This is a genomic window from Streptomyces caniferus, from assembly GCF_009811555.1.
In the GTDB taxonomy this organism is placed as follows: Bacteria; Actinomycetota; Actinomycetes; order Streptomycetales; family Streptomycetaceae; genus Streptomyces; species Streptomyces caniferus.
Genome location: NZ_BLIN01000002.1, coordinates 1,142,708 through 1,165,739, shown reverse-complemented (window position 1 = coordinate 1,165,739; position 23,032 = coordinate 1,142,708). Strand labels below are relative to the sequence as shown.

Annotated in this window: 18 protein-coding genes; 7 read left to right on the top strand and 11 right to left on the bottom strand. The window is 73.0% G+C overall.

The annotated features are described in order from the left end of the window. Positions 1 to 32: 32 nt before the first annotated feature. Positions 33 to 1,937 (top strand): hypothetical protein, encoded by a 1,905-nt coding sequence (locus Scani_RS06970; RefSeq protein WP_246295529.1) that lies wholly within the window; start codon positions 33 to 35, stop codon positions 1,935 to 1,937. Between the two features lie 144 nt (positions 1,938 to 2,081). Here the strand turns inward: Scani_RS06970 and Scani_RS06965 are convergent, their stop codons facing one another. After that, a complete protein-coding gene (locus Scani_RS06965; RefSeq protein WP_159471022.1) occupies positions 2,082 to 3,431 on the bottom strand; it encodes an ABC transporter substrate-binding protein in 1,350 nt (449 codons plus the stop codon). Between the two features lie 117 nt (positions 3,432 to 3,548). On the opposite strand from Scani_RS06965, the gene Scani_RS06960 reads away from it, so the two are divergent. After that, positions 3,549 to 4,061 (top strand): SCO4402 family protein, encoded by a 513-nt coding sequence (locus tag Scani_RS06960; RefSeq protein WP_159471833.1) that lies wholly within the window; start codon positions 3,549 to 3,551, stop codon positions 4,059 to 4,061. 32 nt (positions 4,062 to 4,093) lie between these two features. Next, complete coding sequence (purU, locus tag Scani_RS06955; protein WP_159471020.1) at positions 4,094 to 4,984, top strand: formyltetrahydrofolate deformylase; 891 nt, start codon at positions 4,094 to 4,096, stop codon at positions 4,982 to 4,984. Positions 4,985 to 5,263: 279 nt separating this feature from the next. Here purU and Scani_RS06950 read toward each other — a convergent pair whose 3' ends face one another. Together Scani_RS06950 and Scani_RS06945 are read right to left on the bottom strand one after the other, a co-directional pair. Next, positions 5,264 to 6,601 carry a zf-HC2 domain-containing protein gene (locus tag Scani_RS06950; protein WP_159471018.1) on the bottom strand — a complete coding sequence of 446 codons (1,338 nt, stop codon included), beginning with the start codon at positions 6,599 to 6,601 and terminating at the stop codon, positions 5,264 to 5,266. Next, positions 6,598 to 7,305, bottom strand: a complete 708-nt coding sequence (locus Scani_RS06945; protein WP_159471016.1) for an RNA polymerase sigma factor — start codon at positions 7,303 to 7,305, stop codon at positions 6,598 to 6,600. Before Scani_RS06945 ends, Scani_RS06950 begins: the two co-directional genes overlap by 4 nt. Before the next feature lie 465 nt (positions 7,306 to 7,770). Between Scani_RS06945 and Scani_RS06940 the strand changes: the two genes are divergently transcribed. Next, positions 7,771 to 8,145: an STAS domain-containing protein gene (locus Scani_RS06940; protein WP_159471014.1), complete on the top strand. Its 375-nt coding sequence runs from the start codon at positions 7,771 to 7,773 to the stop codon at positions 8,143 to 8,145. Positions 8,146 to 8,463: 318 nt separating this feature from the next. On the opposite strand, the gene Scani_RS06935 is transcribed toward Scani_RS06940, so the two are convergent. The 6 genes from Scani_RS06935 to kilB form a co-directional block, all read right to left on the bottom strand. Further along, positions 8,464 to 9,702, bottom strand: coding sequence for a sensor histidine kinase (locus tag Scani_RS06935; RefSeq protein WP_159471012.1), 1,239 nt, complete (start codon positions 9,700 to 9,702; stop codon positions 8,464 to 8,466). A gap of 86 nt (positions 9,703 to 9,788) precedes the next feature. Beyond that, positions 9,789 to 10,451 (bottom strand): response regulator, encoded by a 663-nt coding sequence (locus tag Scani_RS06930; RefSeq protein WP_159471010.1) that lies wholly within the window; start codon positions 10,449 to 10,451, stop codon positions 9,789 to 9,791. A 334-nt stretch (positions 10,452 to 10,785) separates the two neighbouring features. Further along, positions 10,786 to 11,106, bottom strand: coding sequence for a hypothetical protein (locus Scani_RS06925; RefSeq protein WP_371872316.1), 321 nt, complete (start codon positions 11,104 to 11,106; stop codon positions 10,786 to 10,788). Positions 11,107 to 11,332: 226 nt separating this feature from the next. Beyond that, positions 11,333 to 12,547 (bottom strand): helix-turn-helix domain-containing protein, encoded by a 1,215-nt coding sequence (locus tag Scani_RS06920; protein WP_159471008.1) that lies wholly within the window; start codon positions 12,545 to 12,547, stop codon positions 11,333 to 11,335. A gap of 61 nt (positions 12,548 to 12,608) precedes the next feature. Then, positions 12,609 to 13,655 carry a hypothetical protein gene (locus Scani_RS06915; protein ID WP_159471006.1) on the bottom strand — a complete coding sequence of 349 codons (1,047 nt, stop codon included), beginning with the start codon at positions 13,653 to 13,655 and terminating at the stop codon, positions 12,609 to 12,611. 206 nt (positions 13,656 to 13,861) lie between these two features. After that, positions 13,862 to 14,332 (bottom strand): plasmid transfer protein KilB, encoded by a 471-nt coding sequence (kilB, locus tag Scani_RS06910; RefSeq protein ID WP_159471005.1) that lies wholly within the window; start codon positions 14,330 to 14,332, stop codon positions 13,862 to 13,864. A 131-nt stretch (positions 14,333 to 14,463) separates the two neighbouring features. On the opposite strand from kilB, the gene Scani_RS06905 reads away from it, so the two are divergent. From Scani_RS06905 to Scani_RS06895, 3 genes are all read left to right on the top strand, one after another. Beyond that, complete coding sequence (locus Scani_RS06905; RefSeq protein ID WP_159471003.1) at positions 14,464 to 16,581, top strand: serine/threonine-protein kinase; 2,118 nt, start codon at positions 14,464 to 14,466, stop codon at positions 16,579 to 16,581. A gap of 128 nt (positions 16,582 to 16,709) precedes the next feature. Next, on the top strand, positions 16,710 to 18,440 hold the full coding sequence (locus Scani_RS06900) for a succinic semialdehyde dehydrogenase (RefSeq protein ID WP_246295527.1): 1,731 nt from the start codon (positions 16,710 to 16,712) through the stop codon (positions 18,438 to 18,440). 20 nt (positions 18,441 to 18,460) lie between these two features. Continuing rightward, the gene (locus Scani_RS06895; RefSeq protein WP_159471001.1) at positions 18,461 to 20,365 is read left to right on the top strand and encodes a GMC family oxidoreductase; all 1,905 of its coding nucleotides are present in this window, start codon (positions 18,461 to 18,463) and stop codon (positions 20,363 to 20,365) included. Between the two features lie 75 nt (positions 20,366 to 20,440). On the opposite strand, the gene Scani_RS06890 is transcribed toward Scani_RS06895, so the two are convergent. Both Scani_RS06890 and Scani_RS06885 read right to left on the bottom strand, forming a co-directional pair. Further along, positions 20,441 to 21,535, bottom strand: coding sequence for an LAETG motif-containing sortase-dependent surface protein (locus Scani_RS06890; protein WP_159470999.1), 1,095 nt, complete (start codon positions 21,533 to 21,535; stop codon positions 20,441 to 20,443). Between the two features lie 986 nt (positions 21,536 to 22,521). Then, positions 22,522 to 22,812, bottom strand: a complete 291-nt coding sequence (locus Scani_RS06885; protein WP_159470997.1) for a chorismate mutase — start codon at positions 22,810 to 22,812, stop codon at positions 22,522 to 22,524. Positions 22,813 to 23,032 lie beyond the last annotated feature (220 nt).

Here is a 23,032-nt window from a genome sequence, read left to right as displayed (position 1 = left end):
TTCCGTAGGTCTGCACGTTGGTAGGAGTCACGGTGACGCAGAGCGGACAGGGTCACGACCCGCAGAATTCTGCGGCCGGTCCCGCGCGAGAGGGCATTGTGCTGCCCGCCAACGGCGAGCCGTGGGTGCCCGACCAGCAGGCCGCGCCGCCGGCCGGACAGCCGTGGGGCCAGCCCTGGGGACCCGGGCAGCAGGCCGCTGCCGCCCCGCAGTCGTACGGCGAGGCGCCCGCCCCGCAGCAGGGGTACGAGCAGGGACCGGCGCAGGCGTACGGCCAGGGCCAGGGCCAGCAGCAGGGTTACGGCCAGGGCGGGCCGGGATACGCGCCGGAGCAGGCGCCGTACCAGCAGGCCCAGCCGTCCCAGGCATCGCAGTCCTTCCAGCCGACGCAGGCCTCCGTGCCGCAGCAGCCGCAGGGTGGCCAGGGCTTCCCGGCACCGCCCCAGGGGCAGCCGCCGGTACCGCCCGCCCCGCCCTCGATGCCGCAGCAGACGCCCCAGCAGCCGGGCGCACCGCTGCCGCCGGCCGACTCGGCCGCCGAGGCGACGGCGCTCCTGCCGCACGGCATGACCCACGGGCAGGGGGCGCCGGGCGCGCTGCCGCCCGAGGGCGCCCAGTACGGAAACGGCCAGCAGGCCCAGCAGCAGCCGTACGGCCAGCAGACCCAGCAGCCGCAGCAGAACCAGCAGCCCCCGCAGCAGTACGGGCAGCAGCAGCCGCAGGGACCGTCCGGAGAGCTGGTGCGGTCGACCCCGCAGACCGGTGCACCGCTGCCGCCCGCCGCGGGCGACGCGGAGGCCACCGCGCTCATCTCCCCCTTCGACGCGCAGTCCGGCGGTCCCGGCGCCGCCCCGCTGCCGCCCGAGGCGGCCGGGCGGCCCGAGACGCCCGACGAATCCACCACGATGCTGCGCGCGATCAAGCCGAACCAGCAGCGGCCCCAGGCCCAGCCGATGCCGCAGTCGCAGCCGATGCCGGGCGCGCAGGGCCCGGGCGACGCCGAGGCGACCCAGCTCATCCCGCCGGTCGGCGCCGGTGCACCGCCCCCGCCGCCCGGAGCGCCGTACGGCGTGCGCCCCGGTGCGCCCGGTGAGCGTCCCACCCCCTCCGAGTTCGACGGCCTGTTCCGCGACGGGCCGGGCGGACCCGGCCAGGCCGCCGCCCCGGACTCCACGGCCCAGCTGCCGCGCTTCGAGGACCCGGGCCGCCCGCCGTACGGCCAGCAGGGTCAGGGACAGCAGTTCCCGCCCGGCGGCGGCTACGACCAGCAGGCCTCCTCGTACGACGACGGTGGCGGCCGCCGCCGGCTCGCCCCGGCCGTGATCGTCGGCATCGTCATCGTGGCGCTCGCGGGCGCCGGTCTCGGCCTCGGCTGGGCGCTGAGCGGGGGCAGCGGCGACGACACGGCGAAGAAGCAGGACGCCGGATCCGAAACGACGAAGGCGGCCAAGGAGTCGGAGCAGCCGAAGCCGTCCGCCGATCCGGCGCAGGAGCAGGCCAAGGGCCTGGACGCGCTGCTCGGCGACAGCAACAACAGCCGCGCCTCGGTGATCGGTGCCGTCAACAGCATCAGGACCTGCAGCAACCTCGGTGGCGCGGCCAAGGACCTGCGGGCCGCGGCCGGCCAGCGCAACGACCTGGTGAAGCGGCTGCAGCAGTTGCCCGTCGACAAGATCCCGAACCACGCCCAGCTGACCGCCGCGCTGAGCAAGGCCTGGCAGTCCTCGGCGGCCGCGGACAACCACTACGCGGCCTGGGCCGGCCAGGTCGGCAGCAAGAAGGGCTGTCACAAGGGCAAGGCCCGGCTCAGCAGGCAGACCGCCCAGGGCAATGTGGCCAGTGGCCAGGCCACCACGGCCAAGAAGCAGGCGGCGCAGATCTGGAACCCGCTCGCCAAGAAGTACGGGATGACGGAGCGCCGCCCCGAACAGCTCTGAGCACCCTTTGGGGCGGGCGCCACCAGGCTGCCCGCCCCGCTCAGCGGTCCGCGCGCCCCCGCTCCCGGCTCCCGCTCAACGCCCCCGGCCCGGCTGTCCCCCGACCGCTGCCCAGCCCGCTCAGCTGTCCGCTCAGCTCCCCGCTCAGCTGTCCGTGCGCCGCTGCTCCAGCGTCTTGGCGACATTCACGAAGCCGTCCCGGGCGGCGGTCAACTCGCCGTCCCTGACGACCTGGTAGGTCACCATCCCGTTCACGATGCGCGGATAGTCCTGGACGGCGAGCAGGTCGTCGTCCCGCCAGCGCAGCTTCGGGGTCAGCCCGCCGGTGTCGATGGCCCGGTCGCCGCGGTCCAGCGTGGTCTGCAGGGCGTGCGGGGTGATGTCCTCGACGCCCGCGGCGTCGAGCTGTTCGATCAGGGCGCGCAGCACGGTGTAGGCGATCCAGGTCGTCTGGACGCCCTGGTCGGCCGGGTCGATGCGGTTGTCGTCGAAGGCGAAGTCGTTGATGACCTTGCGCATCGGCTGCCAGCGCGAGTCGTGGGCGACCGGGTACCAGCCGGTGATGTCCGCGTCCTCCAGCGGCCCGGCACTGCCGCCCGTACGGTTCAGCAGCGACTGGCCGACGCTGCCCAGGACGGACGCGACCCGCACCTTGGGGCTGTCCTCCTGCAGCCGCCGGAACGAGTCGAAGAACGCGTCCGTGTGATCGCCCAGCGAGGCGGTCACACAGGAGCCGGGCGCCTTTCCGCCGGCCGCGGACGTGCCGTAGACGGCCGGGTCGGCGCCCACGCCGTCCAGCGCGTGGTTGACCGCGGACGAGTAGTCGGTGCCGTCCTCGGGGGCCTTGATGTCCTTGGCCGGGTGCCGACTGCCGCTCTGCAGGCCGGAGTTGAGCAGCGAGGGCATCTGGTCGCCCTGGATGCTGTCCGGCCGGACCAGCGCCACCCGGCTGCAGTCGCGCGCCAGCTGCCGGCCGTTGCCGGCGAGCAGCGAGGCCTGGCCGCCGTTGACGGGGTAGGACAGCGGGCTCTCGAACTCCTCGTCCGAGGCGCCGTAGCCGCCGATGAACGGGATGCCCTTGACCTCCAGCGGCGACATGAACGACCGGCCGAACTGGCTGTACGAGCCGACGACGGCGACGGCGCCCTCGTCCACCGCGCGCTGGGCGCAGTGCGCCGCGGTCACCGAGTCGTTGTGCTCGTTGCAGGTCAGCACCTTCAGCGGGTGGCCCTTGATGCCGCCGCGGGAGTTGACCCAGCGGGCGTAGGCCTGCGCCATGGCCGGCATACCCGGCATATTGGTCGCCTTGGTGCCCTCGGGGGCCCAGGTCATCACCGTGACCGGGTCCTTCTCCCCGGCGTCCGCCGATCCGGTGAGCGAGCCGCAGCCCGAGAGCAGTGACGCGAGGAGTGCCGTGCACGCCGCCGCCGAGACGGTCGCGACCGCGGGAGCGGAGGAGAAGGGGCGGGGGAGGGAGCGTCGCCGTCCGGTCATGACACAGCAGCCTTCCGTCCTGCCCGGAACGGGCTGGTGACGACGAGGCAATGGATGGTGACGTAGAGGTGAACTCCGGGGGGCCGCTTGAGATCATTGGTGAAGAACGTACGATCGATTGCTGTGCAAGGTTCGGAGAAGTCTTCCCGTCGCGGGCGCCGCTCGACCACCATGGGCGGTATGCCACTCAACGACATGCCGTGGTGGCGCTGGCGCAGCAATGTGCGCTCCGCGCTGCACATGCTCTCCGACCCCGCGTTCCAGCAGGAGGCCTGGCTGGCCGGCCTGCCCGGGTACGGAGACGTCACCGACGCCGTCTACCGGCTCGTCGAGGACACCTGGCTGGACAACTGGTCCGCCGAGAAATACGTCGGCACGATCTTCCGGGACTCCCAGGAGGCCCAGCTCGTCGATGTCGCCGTGCTCCGTGTGCTGCGGATCATGCACCAGGTCGGCGCGGACGCTCCGGTGACCGCGTACATGGAGCACCAGGGCTGGCCGGACGCCGTACGAGCGGCCCGGGAGGCCCATGTGCAGCTGGCGACGGCGGACGGCGAGGACCCCGATGTCGCGCCGCGCTCGCTGGAGGTGCTGGCCATCATGACCGGTCAGGCGGATGCCCCGGCCTGACCTGCTCGGCGGGTGTGCGACCCTATGAGGTCATGAGCGAGTCGCAGCCCACCCAGCCCGGTCAGCACGATCGGAACGATCAGTACGTCCTCACCCTGTCCTGCCCGGACAAGCAGGGGATCGTGCACGCCGTCTCCAGCTACCTCTTCATCACCGGCTGCAACATCGAGGACAGCCAGCAGTTCGGCGACCACGACACCGGGCTGTTCTTCATGCGGGTCCACTTCAGTGCGGACACCTCGGTGAGCGTCGACAAGCTGCGGGCCAGCTTCGCGGCGGTGGGCGACTCCTTCGGCATGGACTGGCAGATCCACCGGGCCGACGAGAAGATGCGGATCGTCCTGATGGTGTCCAAGTTCGGGCACTGCCTCAACGACCTGCTCTTCCGTTCGCGGATCGGTGCGCTGCCGGTCGAGATCGCGGCCGTGGTCTCCAATCACACGGACTTCGCCGAGCTGGTCGCCTCGTACGACATTCCTTTCCACCACATTCCGGTCACCCGCGACACCAAGGCCCAGGCCGAGGCGCAGCTGCTGGAGCTGGTGCAGGCGGAGAACGTCGAGCTGGTGGTGCTCGCCCGCTACATGCAGGTGCTCTCCGACGATCTGTGCAAGGCGCTGTCGGGCCGGATCATCAACATCCACCACTCCTTCCTCCCGAGCTTCAAGGGCGCCAAGCCGTACCACCAGGCGCACGCCCGCGGTGTGAAGCTCATCGGTGCCACCGCGCACTATGTGACCGCCGACCTCGACGAGGGCCCGATCATCGAGCAGGAGGTCGAGCGCGTCGGCCATGACGTCACGCCCGACCAGCTCGTGGCGATCGGCCGGGACGTCGAGTGCCAGGCGCTGGCCCGTGCGGTGAAGTGGCACAGCGAGCGCCGGGTGCTGCTCAACGGCAGCCGGACGGTCGTCTTCGCGTAAGGCGCGTCCGTCCGCCGCGGCGGAGGCCCTCCGCGGCGGTGCATGCCCTCCGTCGCGGCGCGCGCCGCCCTCTGTCGCGGCGCATGCCCTCCGCTACGGAGCACCCTCCACCGCGGAGCACCCTCCGTAACGGAATGCTCACCGTCACGGAATACGCTCCGCACCTCTCACGTTGTAGGCCCCGAGGGGGGCGCTCGTGCCCCCTACGGGACACGTTCGACCGCCCCCTACTGGCCCGCCCTTCCTCCAGGGCCCGTCGAGCCGTCGAGCCGTGGAGCGCTAGAGCCGGGACAGCGACGCCGTCGCGAAGAGGACATCGCGGATCGCGTCGCGTTCGCCGTGCTGACCGGCGGCGGCCTCCTCGGGGGAGATGTGGCCGGCGGCCAGCTGGCAGAACTCGGCGCTGTCCAGGGCGATATGCGCGACCGTGCGGTCCGGGGTGCCGAGCGCGGCCGGTGAGTCCAGCGCTATGTACCAGTGGCCGCCGCCGTTGCCCTCGACCTCCAGATGGAGCGTCCGGCCCGGGGCGCCCGCCTCGACCAGCCGCTGCGGCGGCGCGGCCAGCCCGGCCCGCCGGCGATCGGCCAGCGCGCTCGGCAGCAGCCGGGCGGCGAGGTCGACCATCCGGTGGAGATGCGCCGAGGCCGGGGGCTCGTACGGATAGTCCACCGCCTCCGCGATGTCCCCGGCATGCACCCAGCACTCGAAGGCGCGGTCCAGGAACGAGTCGCGCAGCGCGAGCCGGAACTCCCCGTACGGCACGGCGAGTTCGGACACCTTGTCGCCGGCGAACGACACCTGCCGTATCAGCGCATAGCTCTGGTCGCGCCATGGTGCGCGGAGGGCGAGCGGGCTCTGCTCCCCGTCCGGCGTCCGCCAGAACGTTTCCGTACGGATGAGGGGGTCGGGGGTGCCCGGCGGGGCGGCCGTGCCGAGCGGGTCGGGCAGTCCGAGAGCCGTCGCGACCAGGCCGTCCACCGCCATCAGATGCCCCATGACACCGGCGACGGTGGTCTCCCGCTCGACCGGGCGCTCGCCCTCGAACCAGCGCAGCCGCACCGGAGCGCGCCACTCCGCCTCGCCCATGTCACGCAGCAGCGCGTCCAGTTTGGCGGTCTCAGCGTCGTACGGCGTCGCCCACTCGGGCACCGGGATACGGGCCGGGCGGCGGCCCAGACAGCCCTCCAGCACACGGGAGCGCAGCAGCGGATCGAGGTCGAGGCTGTCGGCGGGGTGCAGCAGTCCGACGGCGTCGCGCAGCCGCAGCGCTTCGTCCGCACACGAGGCGCAGTCGGTCAGATGCGCCTCGACCGCGGCCGTCTCCTCGGCGGAGCAGGCGGACAGGGCCCAGGCGCCGAGCAACGACTTGAGGACCCGGTGCGGCGGGGCGGACGCCTGCGCGGGGAGGGGTACGGGAGCGGGCAGCTCGGTCACGGGCTCGGCTTCCGGTTCGCGGGGGCCGCCGCCGGTGTCCTGCACCGGGTCGGGGGAGGGGGCCGGCAGGGCGTCCGGGAGCGGGCCGTGGTCCTCGGCCGCGGTGCGCGGTGCGGGTATGCGCGGCCGTTCGCCGTGTCTGCCGGGAAGTTCTTGGCCGTCCCACTCGTCCGGGCCGTTCACAGGGACCGTCCATGGCCCGGGCCGCCGGGCGGTGCGGAGGTACCCGGGCCGGTGTGCTGGGTGTGCGGCGGGCGCGGTCCGCGGGGAGCGTGCGGCGCATGGGGCGAGGCGGAGCCGGAGCGCGGGGCGGCCGCGGAGCGCTGGGCGGGCGGCAGGGCCTGGTGGTTGTGGGCGGTGGACAGCAGTTGCAGGCCCAGGCGGAGCCGGCGCCGGGCCTCGTCCTCCGTGACGCCGAGGTCGGCCGCGGTCTGGCGGTAGTCCCGGCGCTGGAAGTACGCCAGCTCCAGGGCGGCCCGCAGGGGAGCGGGCATGGACGTGACGATGAAGTCGGCGCGGGCGGCGGTGGAGGCCTCGCGGATCTTCTCCTCTATTTCGGCGGGCGCGGGGGCGTCGGGCCCGCAGTCGCGCGCCGAGGCCGCTTCCGTCTGGCGCAGCCGCTGGACGGCCTGGTGGCGGGTGATGCCGGCGACCCAGGAGCGCAGCGGGCCCTGCTTGGGGTCATAGGAATCCGGGTGCTCCCAGATGTAGCCGAACACCTCGCGGGTGACGCGGTCGGCGGCGTCCTCGTCGTCCAGGACGCGGTAGGCGAGGCTGTGCACGAGGGAGGCGAAGCGGTCGTAGAGCTCGCCCAGCGCCGCCGCCTCGCCGTGGGCGAGCCGCTGCTGCATCCGCCTGTCCCACCGCGGTGGGGCGTCGTGTCCCATCGGATCCCCATCCCTGCCCGTCGCCTCCGGGCTCACACCTCAGCCGTCACTCCTGCACCCGCACCTGCTCGGATCTGTGTGCACTCTCACAGAACCGCCGTGCCCTCGAATGTAATGCGCGGGTCCGACAACGCACGCTCCTTTGCGGCAAACCGATCCCTGAGGGGTACGGGGATGGTAGAGCCCTGACGGGCCGAGGTCCGCGCTTTGTGGCGATACTGCCCGATCGCAGTAGATCGATGCAGATCGTTCTTGCCCGTATAAGGCCATGTGTTATCCGTGTGTGACCGAATGTCGGCGAAGAGCTGCACCCGTCGGGGCATAGCCTTAGGCGGACTGCCGGTTGCGCCAAGGATTCGGAAGAGTTTCAGGGGAGAGGGGCCGGGCAGTCGAGGCGGGGAAGGGTGAGTTCCGGATACTGGCCCGGTTCATCCGGTGGGAAAGCGAGCGAAAGGCTTCGAGCGCGTGTCGTTGAAGGTGGCAGAGGACGAAAAGGGCCCATGGGCCGTACTCCAGGTGTCCGGTGAGATGGATCTGGTCACCTCACCGGCGGTGCGCCAGCATGTGCACGATGCCGTGGCGGACGGGCGGAGATCTGTGGTGCTCGATCTCTCCGAGGTGCGGTTCTGTGACTCCAGCGGCGTCGGCGTGCTGATCGCCGCCCGCCGGCTGATGCGCTCCTGCCAGGGGCGGCTGCGGCTGATCCTCCCCGCCCAGGGCGCCGTGGACGGCTCGCACGTCAACCGCGTGCTGGCCGCACTGGGCGTACGCCGGCTCTTCGAGGTCTACCCGGACCTGCGCACCGCCGTCGACGAGGCCGCCGCACCGCTCTCCGCCTGAGGCCTCCTGGGCTCATTCCTGGGGGATGCCCCTCAGGGACACGTCCCTTCCTGCTCACCCGAGCCCTGCGCCTCGCGCGGGCCTCCGGCTCACGCGGCCCTCCGTCGCCCCGAGCCCTTCCGCGCGTCCGCTCTGCTCCGCCCCGGCCCGGCGCGATGTGCCTGACGCCGGGTCACCCCGCGTCGTTTCCCCGCCCCGTTTCACCTCGCCTCGCCAGATTTCCCCGCGCGCCGGTCCGCTCGCCTCGTTCTGCCGAGCCGGGACTCGCCCTGCTGAGATTCACCCCTCCCGCTGCGATCCACTCCGCACCGCCGCGATTCACCCCGCTGCATACGGGAATTCCGCCCGGACGACGAAGCCGCCGTCGGAGGTGCGGCGGGCCTCCAGCGTCCCGCCGAGGCTCTGGGCGCGCTCGCGCAGTCCCACCAGGCCGTGTCCGCCCCCGGGAAGCGCGGGGACCGTTGCCGTCGCATCCGGCGGCCCGTTGCGTATCTCCACCCGCAGCCCCTGCGCCGTACGGCCGTCCTCGGCCGCCGCCGCTGCCCCGTCCGCCTGCGGCCCGTCCGCCTCCACCCCGTCCATCGCCGCACGCCGGACGGTGTCCACGGGATCGACCCGCACCCGGACCTGTGCCCCCGGTGCGTGCTTGCGGACGTTGGTGAGTGCCTCCTGGACCGTGCGGAAGGCGGCCCGCTCCACCGTCTTCGCGCCGTTCGCACCGCCGGTGCCGGCCACCACACCCCGCTCGTACGTCACATTCAGCGCGCTCATCTCGATCAGCCGCGGCAGCTCCTCCAGATCCGGCTGGGGAGCCAGATCGCGTGCCTCCGCCGCCTCGCCGCCGTCCGCCCGCAGCACGCCCACCATGTGCCGCAGCTCCTCCAGCGTCCGTACGGACAGCTCCCGGATCGTCCTGGCGCCCGCACGCGCCTCCGCATCCTCCGTGCTGACCTGCACCGCCCCCGCCTGCAGGCTGATCAGGCTGACCTGATGGGCCACCACGTCATGCATCTCACGGGCGAGCCGGGCGCGTTCGGTGGTCTTGACCCGGTCCGCGAGCAGCCGGTCCTCGCGGCGCAGACTGCGGGTCAGGTCCTCGACGCGGGAGGCCAGTTCCCGTCGGGTGCGCACCAGCAGGCCCAGGGCGATCGGCGCGGCCGAGGTGACGCTGGCGTCGATCAGTACGAGGGTGTTCTCGCGGTACGCGGTGAGTTCGAAGTCGGAGATGGGATACGGGAAGAAGTGCGCGGCGATCAGCAGCAGCGCACAGGCGCCGAGCCGCGCCCGGCCGGGACGACGGGCGGCCAGGGTGTAGAGCGCGATCATCGGCGCGAACCAGATGTAGCCGATGTAGAGCCCGGGAAGCGTGAAGAGGAAGACCAGCAGAGGGAAGCGCCGGCGCACCAGGAGGGCGGCCGCGGCCACCATCGAGACGCCCACTTCCAGGTCCAGTTCGACGCCGTTGACCAGCATCGCGTCGGCGATCGCGAGCAGTACCGGGACCGCCAGCGGAGCGACCTTGTGGCGCAGCCGCCGCCCCCACGTCCCGTGGGCCATCGCCCGCCACGCCCCGGCGCCGCGCGCCACCGTTCCCCGGCCGGGCGTCCGCGGACCGCCCCGTCTGCCGTCCCCGCCCCCGGCGCTCACCACGCACCCCGCGGGTCGCCCGTCACCAGTCCCGCACGGTCGGCGACGATGGCCGCCTGGATGCGGTTGATTCCGCCCAATTTCCCCAGGAGGGCGCGGACATGGTCCTTGACCGTACTGGGGGCGAGCCCCATCCGGTCGGCTATCTGGGCGTTGCCCAGGCCCTCCCCGAGCAGGGCGAGCACCTGGGACTCCCGCGGGGTCAGTCCGCTCACCGCCCGGTTCGCGGCGGCCTGGTCCTCGGCGGTCAGATAACCCCCGATCACGGCGCGGGTGACCCCCGGGTCGAGCACGCTCCCGCCCGCCGCCAGCGTCCGTACGGCCCGTACGAGCTGTTCCGGATCGGAGTCCTTGAGCAGGAACCCGGCCGCCCCCTCGCGCAGCGCCGCCGTCAGATACTCCTGGGCGTCGAAGGTGGTCAGCATCGCCACCGCGGGCGGTTCCGGGGCGGCGCGCAGCCGGCGCAGCACGGTCAGCCCGTCCACGTCCGGCATCCGGATGTCCAGCAGCACGACGTCGGCCGCGCAACGCAGCACGGTCTCCACGGCCTCGGCGCCGCCGCAGTCCGCGACCATCTCGATGTCCGGGGCGGTCCCCAGGATCATCCGCAGTCCGGATCTGACCAGCCGCTCGTCGTCCACCACAGCGACACGGATCACCGGCCGCCCCTTTCTCCTTCGCACCACCCGAGCTTGCGGAACCGCCCTGCGCCGCGCGATTCCGTTTCCCTGTCACCCGGGCCCGCCCTGCGGCGGACCCACACCCCCGCCGAGCGGCGGGGGTGAGCCCGCGACCTCTGGAGGATGCCGCAGGGAAGTCCCCACGGGCAGAGTTGTTCACATGCTGCACCACTGAAGAGGCGACAAGCCCAGGACGCGTTGCAGTTCACATCGGCGGCCGCCGCGACCCCCACACGCGGCGGCCGCTTCGCGCGTGCGGGGGCGGTTCGGAGGGGGATCTCCCCCGCACGCCGAGGAAGCCCCCTGGTGCGCCTTAAAAGCCCAGGTCAAGTGGGTCTTCGTCGCCTCCGGGGCGCGCGCCCCGACTCTGTGTGACCCGTAAGACATCGCGCAGCGCCGCGGTGAGCTGAGCCGACAAAAACCGCAACTGCCGCGAGTCCACCGCCGGATCGTCGATCAGAACCCGGGCGTGCTCCAGCAGCCCGGCCCCCATCCTGAGTTGCAGCGCCTCGACCTGATCGGCGCGTGCGGAGAGGGGGCTGTCGTCCCGGTTCGTGAGCAGATAGCAGGGTTTGCCGTCCTGGCCGGTCCAGGGGAGCAGGCGAGGGGTGGGGGGAGTGTTCATCGGGCTCATCGGGCGCCCTCCGCTTGCGCGTTCCGCGAGTGCGCCCGGAGGCGGCTGCGGACGGGGGAAGCGTGCGTCACGTCGACCTGCTTTCGTCGGGTGGGCGTGGCCCCGGGCCGTGGGGGGCGGCTGCGGGGGCCCGTCGTTCTTGACGGTGCGGCAACGCTAGGCAGGGGCCGGTGCCCCGGACAGTGACGTGCTGTGCCACTTTCTGTCCCTGCTGGGACGCCCTGTCCTACCCGTCGAGATCGAGACGGCCGGCGAGTTCCTTGAGGGGTGAGGTGCGACGGCGTTCGCGGTGGCGGAGGTCGGCCACCAGGCGGCGGGTCGTGGAGTGGTAGCGCATCCATTCGGGGGCGGTGTGTTCGGCGGTGAGCAGGGCTTGGAGTGCGCCGTCGTCCTTGTGCAGGTCGGCGAGGGCCAGGGCGCGGTCCACGTGGAACCGTGCCCGCCAGGTCGGGGGCAGCGCGTGCAGCTCGGGGACGGTGCGCGCGGTGCGCACTGCCTCGGCGCTCTCCTCCATCTCCACCAGGAAGTTGACCTTGGCCACGCCGACATTGGCGGGGCCGAACGGCGTTGCGTAGTCGAGGCGGTCGGTGCCGATCCGTGCGGCGGCCGCGCTCGCCATGGTGAGCAGGTCCCGTACCGTGTCGCGCCGCTCCAGACGGACCGCGGCCGTTGCCGCACGGAGCAGCAGGATTCCCCACAGGGCCAGTTCGAGCGGTGGGGAGCGGAATCCCGGCTCGATGCGTTCGGCGGCGTTCAGCGCGACGCGTTCGGCGTCGGCCAGTCGCCCCTGCTTGGTGAGGACCCAGGCGAGGCTGGAGAAGCCGATGGTCTCCAGGTGAGGGTCGTCTCCCTTGGCCGCCGCGGCCATGGACCGTTCCAGGGCGGTGAAGGCGGCGTCCTCCTTGCCGAGGGCCGTCAGCGTCGTGGCGGCGACCTGGTAGGCCTCGGCCAGGACCGAGTGGGCCGCGGCGGCCTCGGCGCCGGTGGTGGCGCGGGCGGCCGCCTTGGCGTCCCTGATCAACTGCGGCAGCAGCATGCCGATTTCCGCCATCCGTCCGTCGCGGCGGATGCGTTCGGTGGAGCGCAGGGAGGCCTGCAGTGCCGCGACGGACGGCGGATCCTCGGGGTCCGGATCGTCGCCCAGGAGGTCGGACACCGGTGAGACGGCCTGGCGCAGCGCCAGTACGGAGGGCTGTTCGCCCTCGCTGCGCACCTCGAAGGTGGCAGGCTGCCCGACGAGGGCGGACGGTTCCACGTCCAGGGCTCTGGCCAGCGCGTTGAGCGCCGACAGCCGTGCCGTGCGGCGTACGCCCTGTTCGAGCTTGCGGACGATGTCGACGCACAGGCCCGCCCGCTCGGCCAGACCCTCCTGCGTCAGCTTCCGGCGTGCGCGCAGCCGGGCGATGCGCTCACCGATGCCGGGTTCCTCGGACAACTCCATGGCCACCCCCGCGAGAAGGACGTACCGACCACGCTATGCCCGTGCGCCGTGGCCTTGCCCCCTACACCCCCCCACCCCGCCCCACCGCCGCCGTCCGGACGCCCTCCGGGCGCAGGCCGCTGTACGGGCCGAAGGCGCGGCCGGTGGTGAGGACGACCACCGAGGTCATACCGGCCAGGGCGTAGGCCGTCGTGACCAGCGACAGGGCGCCCTCGGGGGTCTCGAAGGAGCGGTTGAAGAAGTCCGTCACGGTCAGCAGGACCACCGTCCGCACCGTCATGTACAGCTCCAGCGCGGCGAACACCATGAGCGCGCCGCGCACTTCCCGTCGCCCCCGGAGGGCCAGTACGCCGAGGATCAGGAGCACGAGCACCGACCCGACGGTGGTGAACTCCTGCGGCGCCGCCAGATCGAGGGTGCCGATGACCGACCCGTCGACCACACGGTGCAGATAGTCACCCGAGTCCACCTCGGGGGCCGTCACGGTGTGGACGGTCCAGCCGATGCGCGCCACGCACATCAGCAGGAACAGCACCCCGCAGATCCGCGACGAGCGGAGCCACCAGACTTCCGGGCCGGCCGCCCCCGGCGCGGACGGTTGCTCGCCGCGCCGGCGCTCGGTGGCCGGGAAGAGCGCGAAGAGGACGACCAGCGCCACCACGAGCCCCAGACCGCGGGTGGCGAGCACCCAGCTGCCCAGCGTGTCGTTGCTGTACTGGTCGCGGTAGGCGGCGTCGAAGAGGCCCACGCCCTCCCGCAGGGAGACGGCGAGCAGGACGAAACCGGACAGCAGCGCCGCGGAGCGCGCCACCCGGCGCCGGGCCAGTGCCAGCCCGGCGATCACCAACAACCCGGCGGTGAAGGCCCATTCGTACGGCCCGACGATCTGGGCGGCGGGGGAGGCGGCCGGGTTGAACAGGCCCTCCAGGAAGTCCCAGACGCTGCCGTCCCCTTGGACGAGGCCGTAGACCGTCCAGGCGAAGAGGACGCCGGCGTAGAGGGCCAGGGACAGCGCGGTCGCGAGGTAGGCGCCGCGGTGTTCCGCGGCGGCCCGGCCGGGGTCGGCGCCCGGGCGGATGTCCACCGTTCCACCGTCCTGCATCACCATGACCGACCCCCGATCCGCGTCTCGTAGCCGCCGTACCGGTCGTTCCCGTACGACAGCCTCACTGTGTCAAGGACGGTGGGAGAGCAGGTGGAGGTTCCACCCCGTGTGTCGTGCGGTCCGGGGTGCGGGCGGTGGGGCGGCCCGGTGGGCCGGGCGCTCGGCGCTCCGGGGGGCGGGCGGCCGGACGGGGCCGGGAGCCGGGCGGGTCAGCGCACCTGCCGGGCGGTGGCCGCGATGAAGTCGCGGATGCCCTGGCGGGTGGTGGCCCGCAGCGCGGTGAGGCTCTCCCGGTCGGCGGCCCAGTGCAGTTCGGTGGTCTCCGCCATCACCTGCTCGCTGCGCTCCAGCACCCCGGGGTCGTCGGTCACCATCTGGGCCCGGAACATGGCCTCTTGGGCGTTGTAGCGGGCCTTGTACATCTCCTCGGTCAGCTCGGGGGAGTCCTCGTCGCAGCGGTCCTCCTCGTGGAGGACGAACCAGCGGTGGACGAGGACCCGGCGGTAGTCCAGCAGCGCCCCCGCGTAGGCGCAGTACGCATCGATACGTTCCTGCCGCAGCCGCTCCGCGCGGGCGAACTGCTCGCTGCGCTCGGCCGCCCGGCTCTGGAAGAAGTGGGTGATGCCGGAACCCAGCAGGGTGCCTATGACGGCCACGACGCTTGCGACAACTGCCTCCATGAGGGCAGTGGATCACGGCGACCCGGACCGGCGGCAGGGGGGAGCAGTCATGGCCGGTCCTGAGGCGCCACCGTGGCCGGTCCTGAGATGCCGCCCTTTCGAAGGGGGGCCGGGGCGGCAAAGATGGGCCCATGGGGATCTTCGGGGGTGAGGGCCGGCTGATCGGTGGCCGGTACCGCCTGGGAACGCGGCTGGGCCGCGGCGGCATGGGGACGGTCTGGCGCGCCACCGACGAGTTATTGGGCCGCGAAGTCGCCGTCAAGGAACTGCACTTGGGTGAAGGGGCGGACGAGGACACGGCCGGGTCCGAACCGCGGGTGCAGCGCGAGCGGGCGATTCGGGAGGCGCGGACGGTCGCCGGGATCAAGCACCCCAATGTGATCGTCGTGCACGACGTCGTCGAGCAGGACGGCCGCCCGTGGATCGTGATGGAGCTGGTGGAGGGCCCGTCGCTGGCCGACCGGCTGCAGAGCGGCGGGCCGGTCGCGCCGCGCGAGGCCGCCCGGATCGGTATCGCGCTGCTGGGCGCGCTGCGGGCCGCGCACACCCGCGGGGTGCTGCACCGCGATCTCAAGCCCGCCAACGTCCTGATGGAGGCGGGCACCGGCCGGGTCGTGCTCACCGACTTCGGGATCGCCCAGGTCCCCGGCGTCACCACGCTGACCGACACCGGCGGCTTCGTCGGCTCGCCCGAATACACCGCGCCGGAGCGGATGTCCGGCCGCGGCACGGGCCCCGAGGCCGATCTCTGGTCGCTCGGAGTGCTGCTGTGCGCCGCGCTCAGCGGCGCCTCGCCGTTCCACCGCGACTCGTTGGGCGGGGTGCTGCATGCCGTCGTGTACGAGGACATCGCCTTCCCGGAGGCCGCACGGGCGCTGCACGCCGTCGTCGAGGGGTTGTTGGAGCGCGATCCGGAGCGCCGCCTTGGTGCTGCCGAGACGGAGCGGCTGCTGCGGGGGTATCTGCAGTCGGGCCGCGCCCCGGAGCGCGGATCGGAGCGCGGGCAGGGCGGCCATGGGGCCGGCCGGGGCCACGGCCACGGGGGCGGCCACGGCCACGGAGGCGGCCGCGATCACGGAGCCGGCCACGGCCACGGAGCCGGCCACGGCCACGGAGCCGGCCACGGCCACGGAGCCGGCCACGGCCACGGGGCCGGCGGGGCCGCGGGCATCGCCGCGGAGGCCGTGGCGGGCGCGGGCGGACCGGGCGGACCGGGCGGACGAGGCGGGCAAGCCGGGCGAGGCGGGCAGGGCGGGCCGGACGATCCCCGCCCCGTCCCCCCGCCCACCCCGCGCCACCCCGGCCCCGACGTCCACGCCTCCCCGCACGACGACGGTCCCGGCGACGGCCCGCCCAGCGAACATCCACCCAGCGAACACCCGCCCAGCGAACACCCGCCCAGCGAGGACCCGTTGGCCGCCGGCGCGCCGCCCGCGGTCCCGGCCGGGACCGGCCGTGTCCCCACCGGAAGCGGCGGCGGGGGGCCGGCCGGGCGCGCGGGCGGCCGCGCCCCGGCGCAGCCGATCCGTACGGCGCTCGACGACCGGGCGCTGGCCGCGGCCGCCCGCCCGCACACCGGGCGCCTCCGCACCGTCCTGCTGGTGGCGCTCGCGGCGGTGGTGATCGGCGGCGCGGGCGCGGGCGTCGCCGTCCTGCTGATGCACCGGGACGGGGCCGACGGCGGCACCGGCGGCTCCTCCCCGCGGGCCTCGGGCGCGGGGACGGCGCAGGGCTCCGGTCCGGGCACCGCCGAGCCCACCGTCACGGTCACCGCGTCGCCCGCCCCGGAGGCCACCGGCAAGGTCCCCGCCGGGTACCGCCTCGTCCACGACCCGGCCGGCTTCGTGCTCGCCGTACCGGACGGCTTCACCCGCTCGTACGAGAACGACCGCGTCTACTACTCCTCCCAGGGCAAGCGGTTCCGGATCGGCGTCCAGTTGCAGAAGCGGGTGCCGGAGGGGCCCCTGGGGGCGATGCGCACGGCGGACGCGCAGGGGCCCGCCCACTACCGGGGCTACCGCCGGGGGCAGGTCACCGAGACCACCCACAACGGGCTCCGGGCCGGGCGCTGGGAGTTCGTCTGGGACGGCGGTGCGCGGGACGGCGGCCCCCGGTACACCGACGACCTCAGCTGGGACGAGGGCGGCCGGATGATCGACGTGTGGATCTCCTCCCCGGTCGGCTCGCGCTCCGAGGCCGCACGTCACTTCGACACCGCGCTCGACGCGTTCCGGCTGACCGGGGCCTGACGCCGGGCCCCGGTCGCCCCAGACCAGCACCCTTGCGGCCAGCGGACACTGGCGCGATTGTGCGTACGGCGTGAAAACTCATTACTCCCGGGTACACAAAGCGTCCGGGGAGGCATACGCTCGCCGTCATGACGGACTCGCAGGACACCGGAACAGCCGCCTCCACCGCCGCCCAGGCCCCCGCCGACGCTCCCGTCGAGGCCCCCGCCGACGCCCCCGCAGCCACCGCCCCCACCGAGGCCCCCGCCGACGGCGCGCAGGTCGCGGCCCCCACCGACGGCAACCCGGTCGCCCCCGCCCCGGTGGGCGCCCGCACCGCCGCGGACGTGGTCACCCCCGAGGTCGCCGCCCGGCTCACCCGTGGCGTGGTCGGCAACGGCCGCACCGCCAACCACACCCCGTTCACCGGGGAGAAGCTGGCCGACCTGCCGGAGTCCACCCCCGAGGACGTCGCCACCGCCTTCGAGCGGGCCCGCGCCGCCCAGGAGCGCTGGGCCAGGGTCCCGGTCAAGCAGCGCGCCGCGGTCCTGCTCCGCTTCCACGACCTGGTGCTGCGCCGGCAGGCCGAGGTGCTCGACCTGATCCAGCTGGAGACCGGCAAGGCGCGGCTGCACGCCCATGAGGAGGTGCAGGCGGTCACCGTCACCGCCCGCCACTACGGCCGCAAGGCCCACGCCTACCTCAAGCCCAAGGCCCGCACCGGAGTCGTCCCGACCCTCACCAAGGTCACCGAACTCCGCCAGCCGCGCGGCGTCGTCGGGCAGATCGCCCCCTGGAACTACCCCTTCGAGCTGTCCGTGGGCGACGCCCTGCCGGCCTTCGTCGCGGGCAACGCCGTCGTCATGAAGCCCGACACGGAGACCGCGCTGACCGCGCTGTGGGCCCGTGAGCAGCTCATCGAGGCCGGGCTGCCGGAGGACGTCTGGCAGGTCGTGCTCGGCGAGGGCCCGGTCGTCGGCCCCGCCGTCGTCGAGCACGCCGACTACGTCTCCTTCACCGGCTCGACCCGTACGGGCCGCGAGGTCGCCCAGGGCGCCGCCGCCCGGCTGGTCGGCGTCTCGCTCGAACTCGGCGGCAAGAACGCCATGCTGGTGCTCCAGGACGCCGACGTGGAGAAGGCCGCCGCCGGCGCCGTCCGCGGCTGCTTCGCCTCCGCCGGACAGCTGTGCATCTCCATCGAGCGGCTCTACGTCCACGAGTCCATCGCCGACGACTTCCTCCAGCGCTTCGCCGCCCGGACGAAGGCGATGCGGCTGGGCAACGCCCTCGCCTACGGCGCCGACATGGGCTCGCTGGTCGGCGAGCGCCAGCTGGAGACGGTCACCCGCCATGTCGAGGAGGCCGTCGCCAAGGGCGCCGAGCTGGTCGCCGGCGGCCGCCCCCGCCCCGATATCGGCCCGCTCTTCTACGAGCCGACCATCCTGGACGGCGTCCAGGCCCCGATGGCGGTCTGCGACGAGGAGACCTTCGGCCCGGTCGTCTCGATCTACCGCTTCCGCGACGAGGACGAGGCGGTGGCGCTCGCCAACGCCACCCCGTACGGGCTGAATTCCAGCGTCTGGACGAAGGACGGCCGCCGCGGCCGTGCGGTCGCCGCCCGGCTGCGGACCGGCACCGTCAACGTCAATGAGTCCTACGCCGCCGGCTACGCCAGCGTGCAGGCGCCGATGGGCGGCATGGGGGACTCGGGCCTGGGCCGCCGGCACGGCTCCGAGGGCATCCTCAAGTACACCGAGGCGCAGACCGTCGCCCAGCAGCGCCTGATGCCGCTGGCGCCGTCCTTCGGGATGACCGACGAGAAGTACGCACAGTTCATGACCCGCAGCCTGCGCGCGATGAAGGCGTTCCGACTCCGCTAACGATTCAGCAGGGAGAGCCAGTGCCCCAGGAGAACTCTGCCCGGAACCAGGACGCGAACGGCGGCCGGGACGCCCAGCACACCGAAGACGCCCAGGACACCCGGAACGCCGACGGATACGACTACGACGTGCTCGTCGTCGGCTCCGGCTTCGGCGGCTCGGTCTCCGCCCTCCGGCTGACCGAGAAGGGCTACCGCGTCGGCGTCCTGGAGGCCGGCCGCCGCTTCACCCGGCAGACCCTGCCGAAGAACTCCTGGGACATCCGCAACTACCTGTGGGCCCCGGCGCTCGGCTGCTACGGCATCCAGCGGGTGCATCTGCTCGGCAACGTCATGGTGCTCGCCGGAGCCGGCGTCGGCGGCGGCTCGCTCAACTACGCCAACACCCTCTACGTCCCCCCGAAGCAGTTCTTCGAGGACCAGCAGTGGGGCCACATCACCGACTGGCACACGGAGTTGGCGCCCTACTACGACCAGGCCAAGCGGATGCTCGGGGTGCGCCTCAACCCGACGATGACGCCGTCCGACATCCACCTCAAGGAAGCCGCCGAGAAGATGGGCGTCGGCGACTCCTTCCACCTCGCGCCGGTGGGCGTCTTCTTCGGGGACGGCCGGGACGCCGTCGACGGGGAGGAGGCGGCCGGCACCGCGAAGACCGCGCCGGGCACCGAGGTCCCCGACCCGTACTTCGGCGGCAAGGGACCGGCCCGTACGGCGTGCACGGAGTGCGGGGAGTGCATGACCGGGTGCCGGCACGGCGCCAAGAACACCCTCAACGAGAACTACCTCCACCTCGCCGAGCAGGCCGGCGCCGTCATCCACCCGATGACCTCGGTCGTCACCGTCACCGAGGACTCCCGCGGCGGTTTCGCCGTCGCCACCCTGCCCACCGACGACAAGCGCACCGGCCGGGGCCGCACCTTCACCGCCCGCCGGGTCGTCATCGCGGCCGGTACGTACGGCACCCAGACCCTGCTGCACAAGATGAAGGACACCGGGCTGCTCCCCGGCCTCTCCGCGCGGCTCGGCGAGCTGACCCGGACCAACTCCGAGGCGCTGGTGGGCGCACAGACCGACAACCGCCGCTACCGCAAACGGCACGGCACCCACGCCGACTTCACCCGCGGGGTCGCGATCACCTCGTCCATCCACCCCGACGCCCACACCCACATCGAGCCGGTCCGTTACGGCAAGGGCTCCAACGCGATGGGCGCCATGTCCATCCTCCAGGTGCCCCTCTCCGGCCGCGGCTCGCGCGCCGCCCGGTGGGCCGCGAACTGTCTGCGGCACCCGATGCTGCTGCTGCGGTCGCTCTCCAACCGCCGCTGGTCCGAGCGCACCATCATCGGCCTGGTGATGCAGTCGCTGGACAACTCCCTGACGACCTACCGCAAACCGAACGGCCTGGGAAAGGGCCTGCTCACCGCCCGCCAGGGCCATGGCGCGCCGAACCCCCAGCAGATCCCCGAGGCGACCGAGGCCGCCACCCTGCTCGCACAGGAGATCAACGGCTTCGCGGGCAGCAACGTCGGCGAGCTGATGGGGACCCCGCTGACCGCGCACTTCCTGGGCGGCTGCCCGATCGGCGAGGACGCCGACCACGGCGTCATCGACCCGTACCACCGCCTCTACGGCCACCCGGGCATCTCGGTCGTCGACGGCGCCGCGGTCTCCGCCAACCTCGGCGTCAACCCGTCCCTGACCATCACCGCACAGGCCGAGCGCGCGATGTCGCTGTGGCCCAACAAGGGCGAGCCGGACCCGCGCCCCGCCCAGGGCCGGGGCTACCGGCGGCTGGCGCCCGTCGAGCCGGTCCGCCCCGCCGTCCCGCCCGAGGCGTTCGGCGCGCTGAACCTGCCGTTCCTGGCCGTCCCGCCGGTGCCGCCGAAGAAGTCCCTGGCCCCGGGGACGTCCGGCGGGAGCTGAGACGACGAAGGGCCGCACCGTCCCCGGGTGCGGCCCTTCTGCTCCGTGTCCGCCGTCACGCGGCTCTGTGCGCCGTTACGCGGCGGCGCCACCGTCCGTCCTGCGGCGCCGGACGACGAAGAGCGCGCCCGCGCCGACGACCATGGCGACCCCGCCCACCAGGCCGATGGTCGGCAGCGCGGAGGACGCACCGGTCTCGGCGAGGTTGCCGGTCACCGGCAGCTTGTCCATGCCGCCCTTCGGCTTGGTGGCGGTGACGGGCTTCCCGCCGCCCTGCGGGCCGGGCTTGTTGCCGGGCTTGCCGGGCTCGGCCGGCGGGATCTTCCCCGGCTTGCTGCCGGCGGGCAGGATCGCGAAGTCGTACCACTGCTCCTCGGACCAGCCGCAGGAGCCGTCCTTGTTCTGGTAGTCGCCCGCCACCAGCGCGAAGCCGTCACCGGCCTTGGCGCCCTTGTCGGCGCGGATGCGCAGCTTGAGCTCGGCGGTCTGGTGCGCGTCGAGCTGGAACCAGCCGAAGTACTGGCCGTCGGTCCACTCGTCGAACGAGGTCCACTTGCCGGTGTTCGGGTTCTGGTACTCCAGGTCCAGCTGCGACGTGGGGTGGTCGATGTTCCCGGTCGGCACCGCGTAGACGACCGGGTAGACCTCGTCCAGCGTGTGGTCCGTGGTGTTGGCCAGGTGCACGCTGAAGCCCTTCCAGCCGCCGCCCGCGACGAGCTTGGAGGGCAGGTGGTCGACGGTCACCTTGATGGCGGCGTCGTCGACCGTGCAGTCGGCGTCGTCGCCGGGCTCGGCCGGCTTGGTGGGCTTCGCCGAGGTGGAGGGCTTGGTGGTGTCACCGGGCTTGGTCTCGTCGCCCGGGGCGGCCGGGGCGGACGACTCGGTGCCGTCACCGTTCCCGGTCTCTTCACCGGTCGTGGTGTCCTCGCCCGTCCGGGTGGTGCCGCCGGTCGTGCCGGCGCCCGGCGTCTCCTCTGCGGCGCCCGGGGTCTCCGGCTGTCCGGTGGTGTCGTCGGTCTGCTCCGGGCCGGGGGTGCCCGGGGTCGGCTCGGCGCTCGCGCTGGACCCGGTGTCGGGTCCGGTCGCGAACGCGGCGGGGGCCGCCATCAGGGCGGCAGGGGCTATGACGGCCGTCGCGGCGGCGGCCGTCAGGGCACGGCGAAGCTTCATCGAGAAGACCTCTCGGGGTCCAAAGTGCCGTGGGGCGGCACAAGTGGTCAGCGGGCCGTCGCGGTGGGGCGCGGGATGGCCGTGCGATTGCAGGTACATGACCAGCCATGGCCGAAAAAGGTTGTCCGCTCAACAAGAAAGTCCGCCGTGATGCCGATCACATCCGTCACAGCAGTCTCACAGCCACCACACAGGGAGCCCTGACAGCAGCGCGCGGGACGGGCTCCGTGATGGCTGTGCGCCGGGCGCACCACCCCATAGCGAAGGGCCCCGGACACCATCCGCGAGGGGGGTTGCGGACGGCCACGGGGCCCTTTGCTTTCGGTGCCGGCGTCAGGGCAGCGCCGGCACCGACGGGCGGCGCTGGGGGGGGGTAGCGCCGCTGGCTTTCGGTGGTGCGGGAAGGTGCGCATGTCCGCGTCGGTCGGGCCCATGGCAGTGCGAAAAGCCCCTACCGGACGCGGTGGGTCGTTCGTCAAGCATCGTCCTGGATACGCCTCACCTGGCGCAACCGTTTCGACCGGATGCGGTCGGTCCCGGGCGTCCCCAGGACCGACCACCCCATCGGATGTGACCGGGCTGCTGTCCCCTGCTGACCGGCCACGGCACCGGAACGAGGTCCCACGACGCGGGCCGCGGCTGGCGGCCGGCGTCTCATCGCTCCGGGTTTTCCGCCCGAGAGGCGGCGTCTACGCGTAGTCCTGCAGGCCGCGCCTGGCTGGCGTGGCACCGGGAACAACGAAGCCTCGCAGCGGCCGGTCACGCGCCGTACGGGTGAGTCGGCAACCGAACGCAGATCCGGCAGCTGCGCCGGGGCGCGGGCGTCGCGGCATGCGCCCCGACCGGCCCGAAAACCGACCGCATACCGTCCAGAACCAGCCACGGGGAACCGGCGGCACACCGTCCAGAACCAGCCACGGCAGACCCGGCAGACCCGGCCCGGCGCCGCGCGCCCCGCCCGCCGGCCGCCTGCCTCCGGTCCCGCCTCAGATCTGGCCCCGGCACAGCTCCAGCAGCGTCATCGCCAGCGCGGTGCCCGGCTTGCCGAGCTGGTCGCGGTAGTGGGCGAGGATCTCCATCTCGCGGGAGAGGTTCACACGCCGGCCGCCGGAGGAGAGGCGCTCGCTCTGGATGACGGCCGAGACGGCCATCCGTTCCTGCACGAGGCCGATGATGTGGCCGTCGAGATCATCGATCCGCTGCCGTGCGTCCTGGATGATCCCGTCCGCCTCGGCGGTGCGGGCGCCGGTGGCGGGGGTGGCAGTCTGAGGGCTCATGTCCGTGTCTCCTGGGGTGAGAGTGGCCACGGAGCCGACGAGCGGTCCTGACAGACGCAGACGCCCCGGACCTTGTCGGCCCGGGGCGCCTGGGAAGTTGCTTGTCAGTGGATCAAGCAGCACGACCATGGCAGCCGGACGGGCCGGTGCCATAGGTAAAGACGAAGGTCAGCTGCTTGGACATGGGGCTCAGTATGAGCCCGTTAGAATCGAAAGTCCA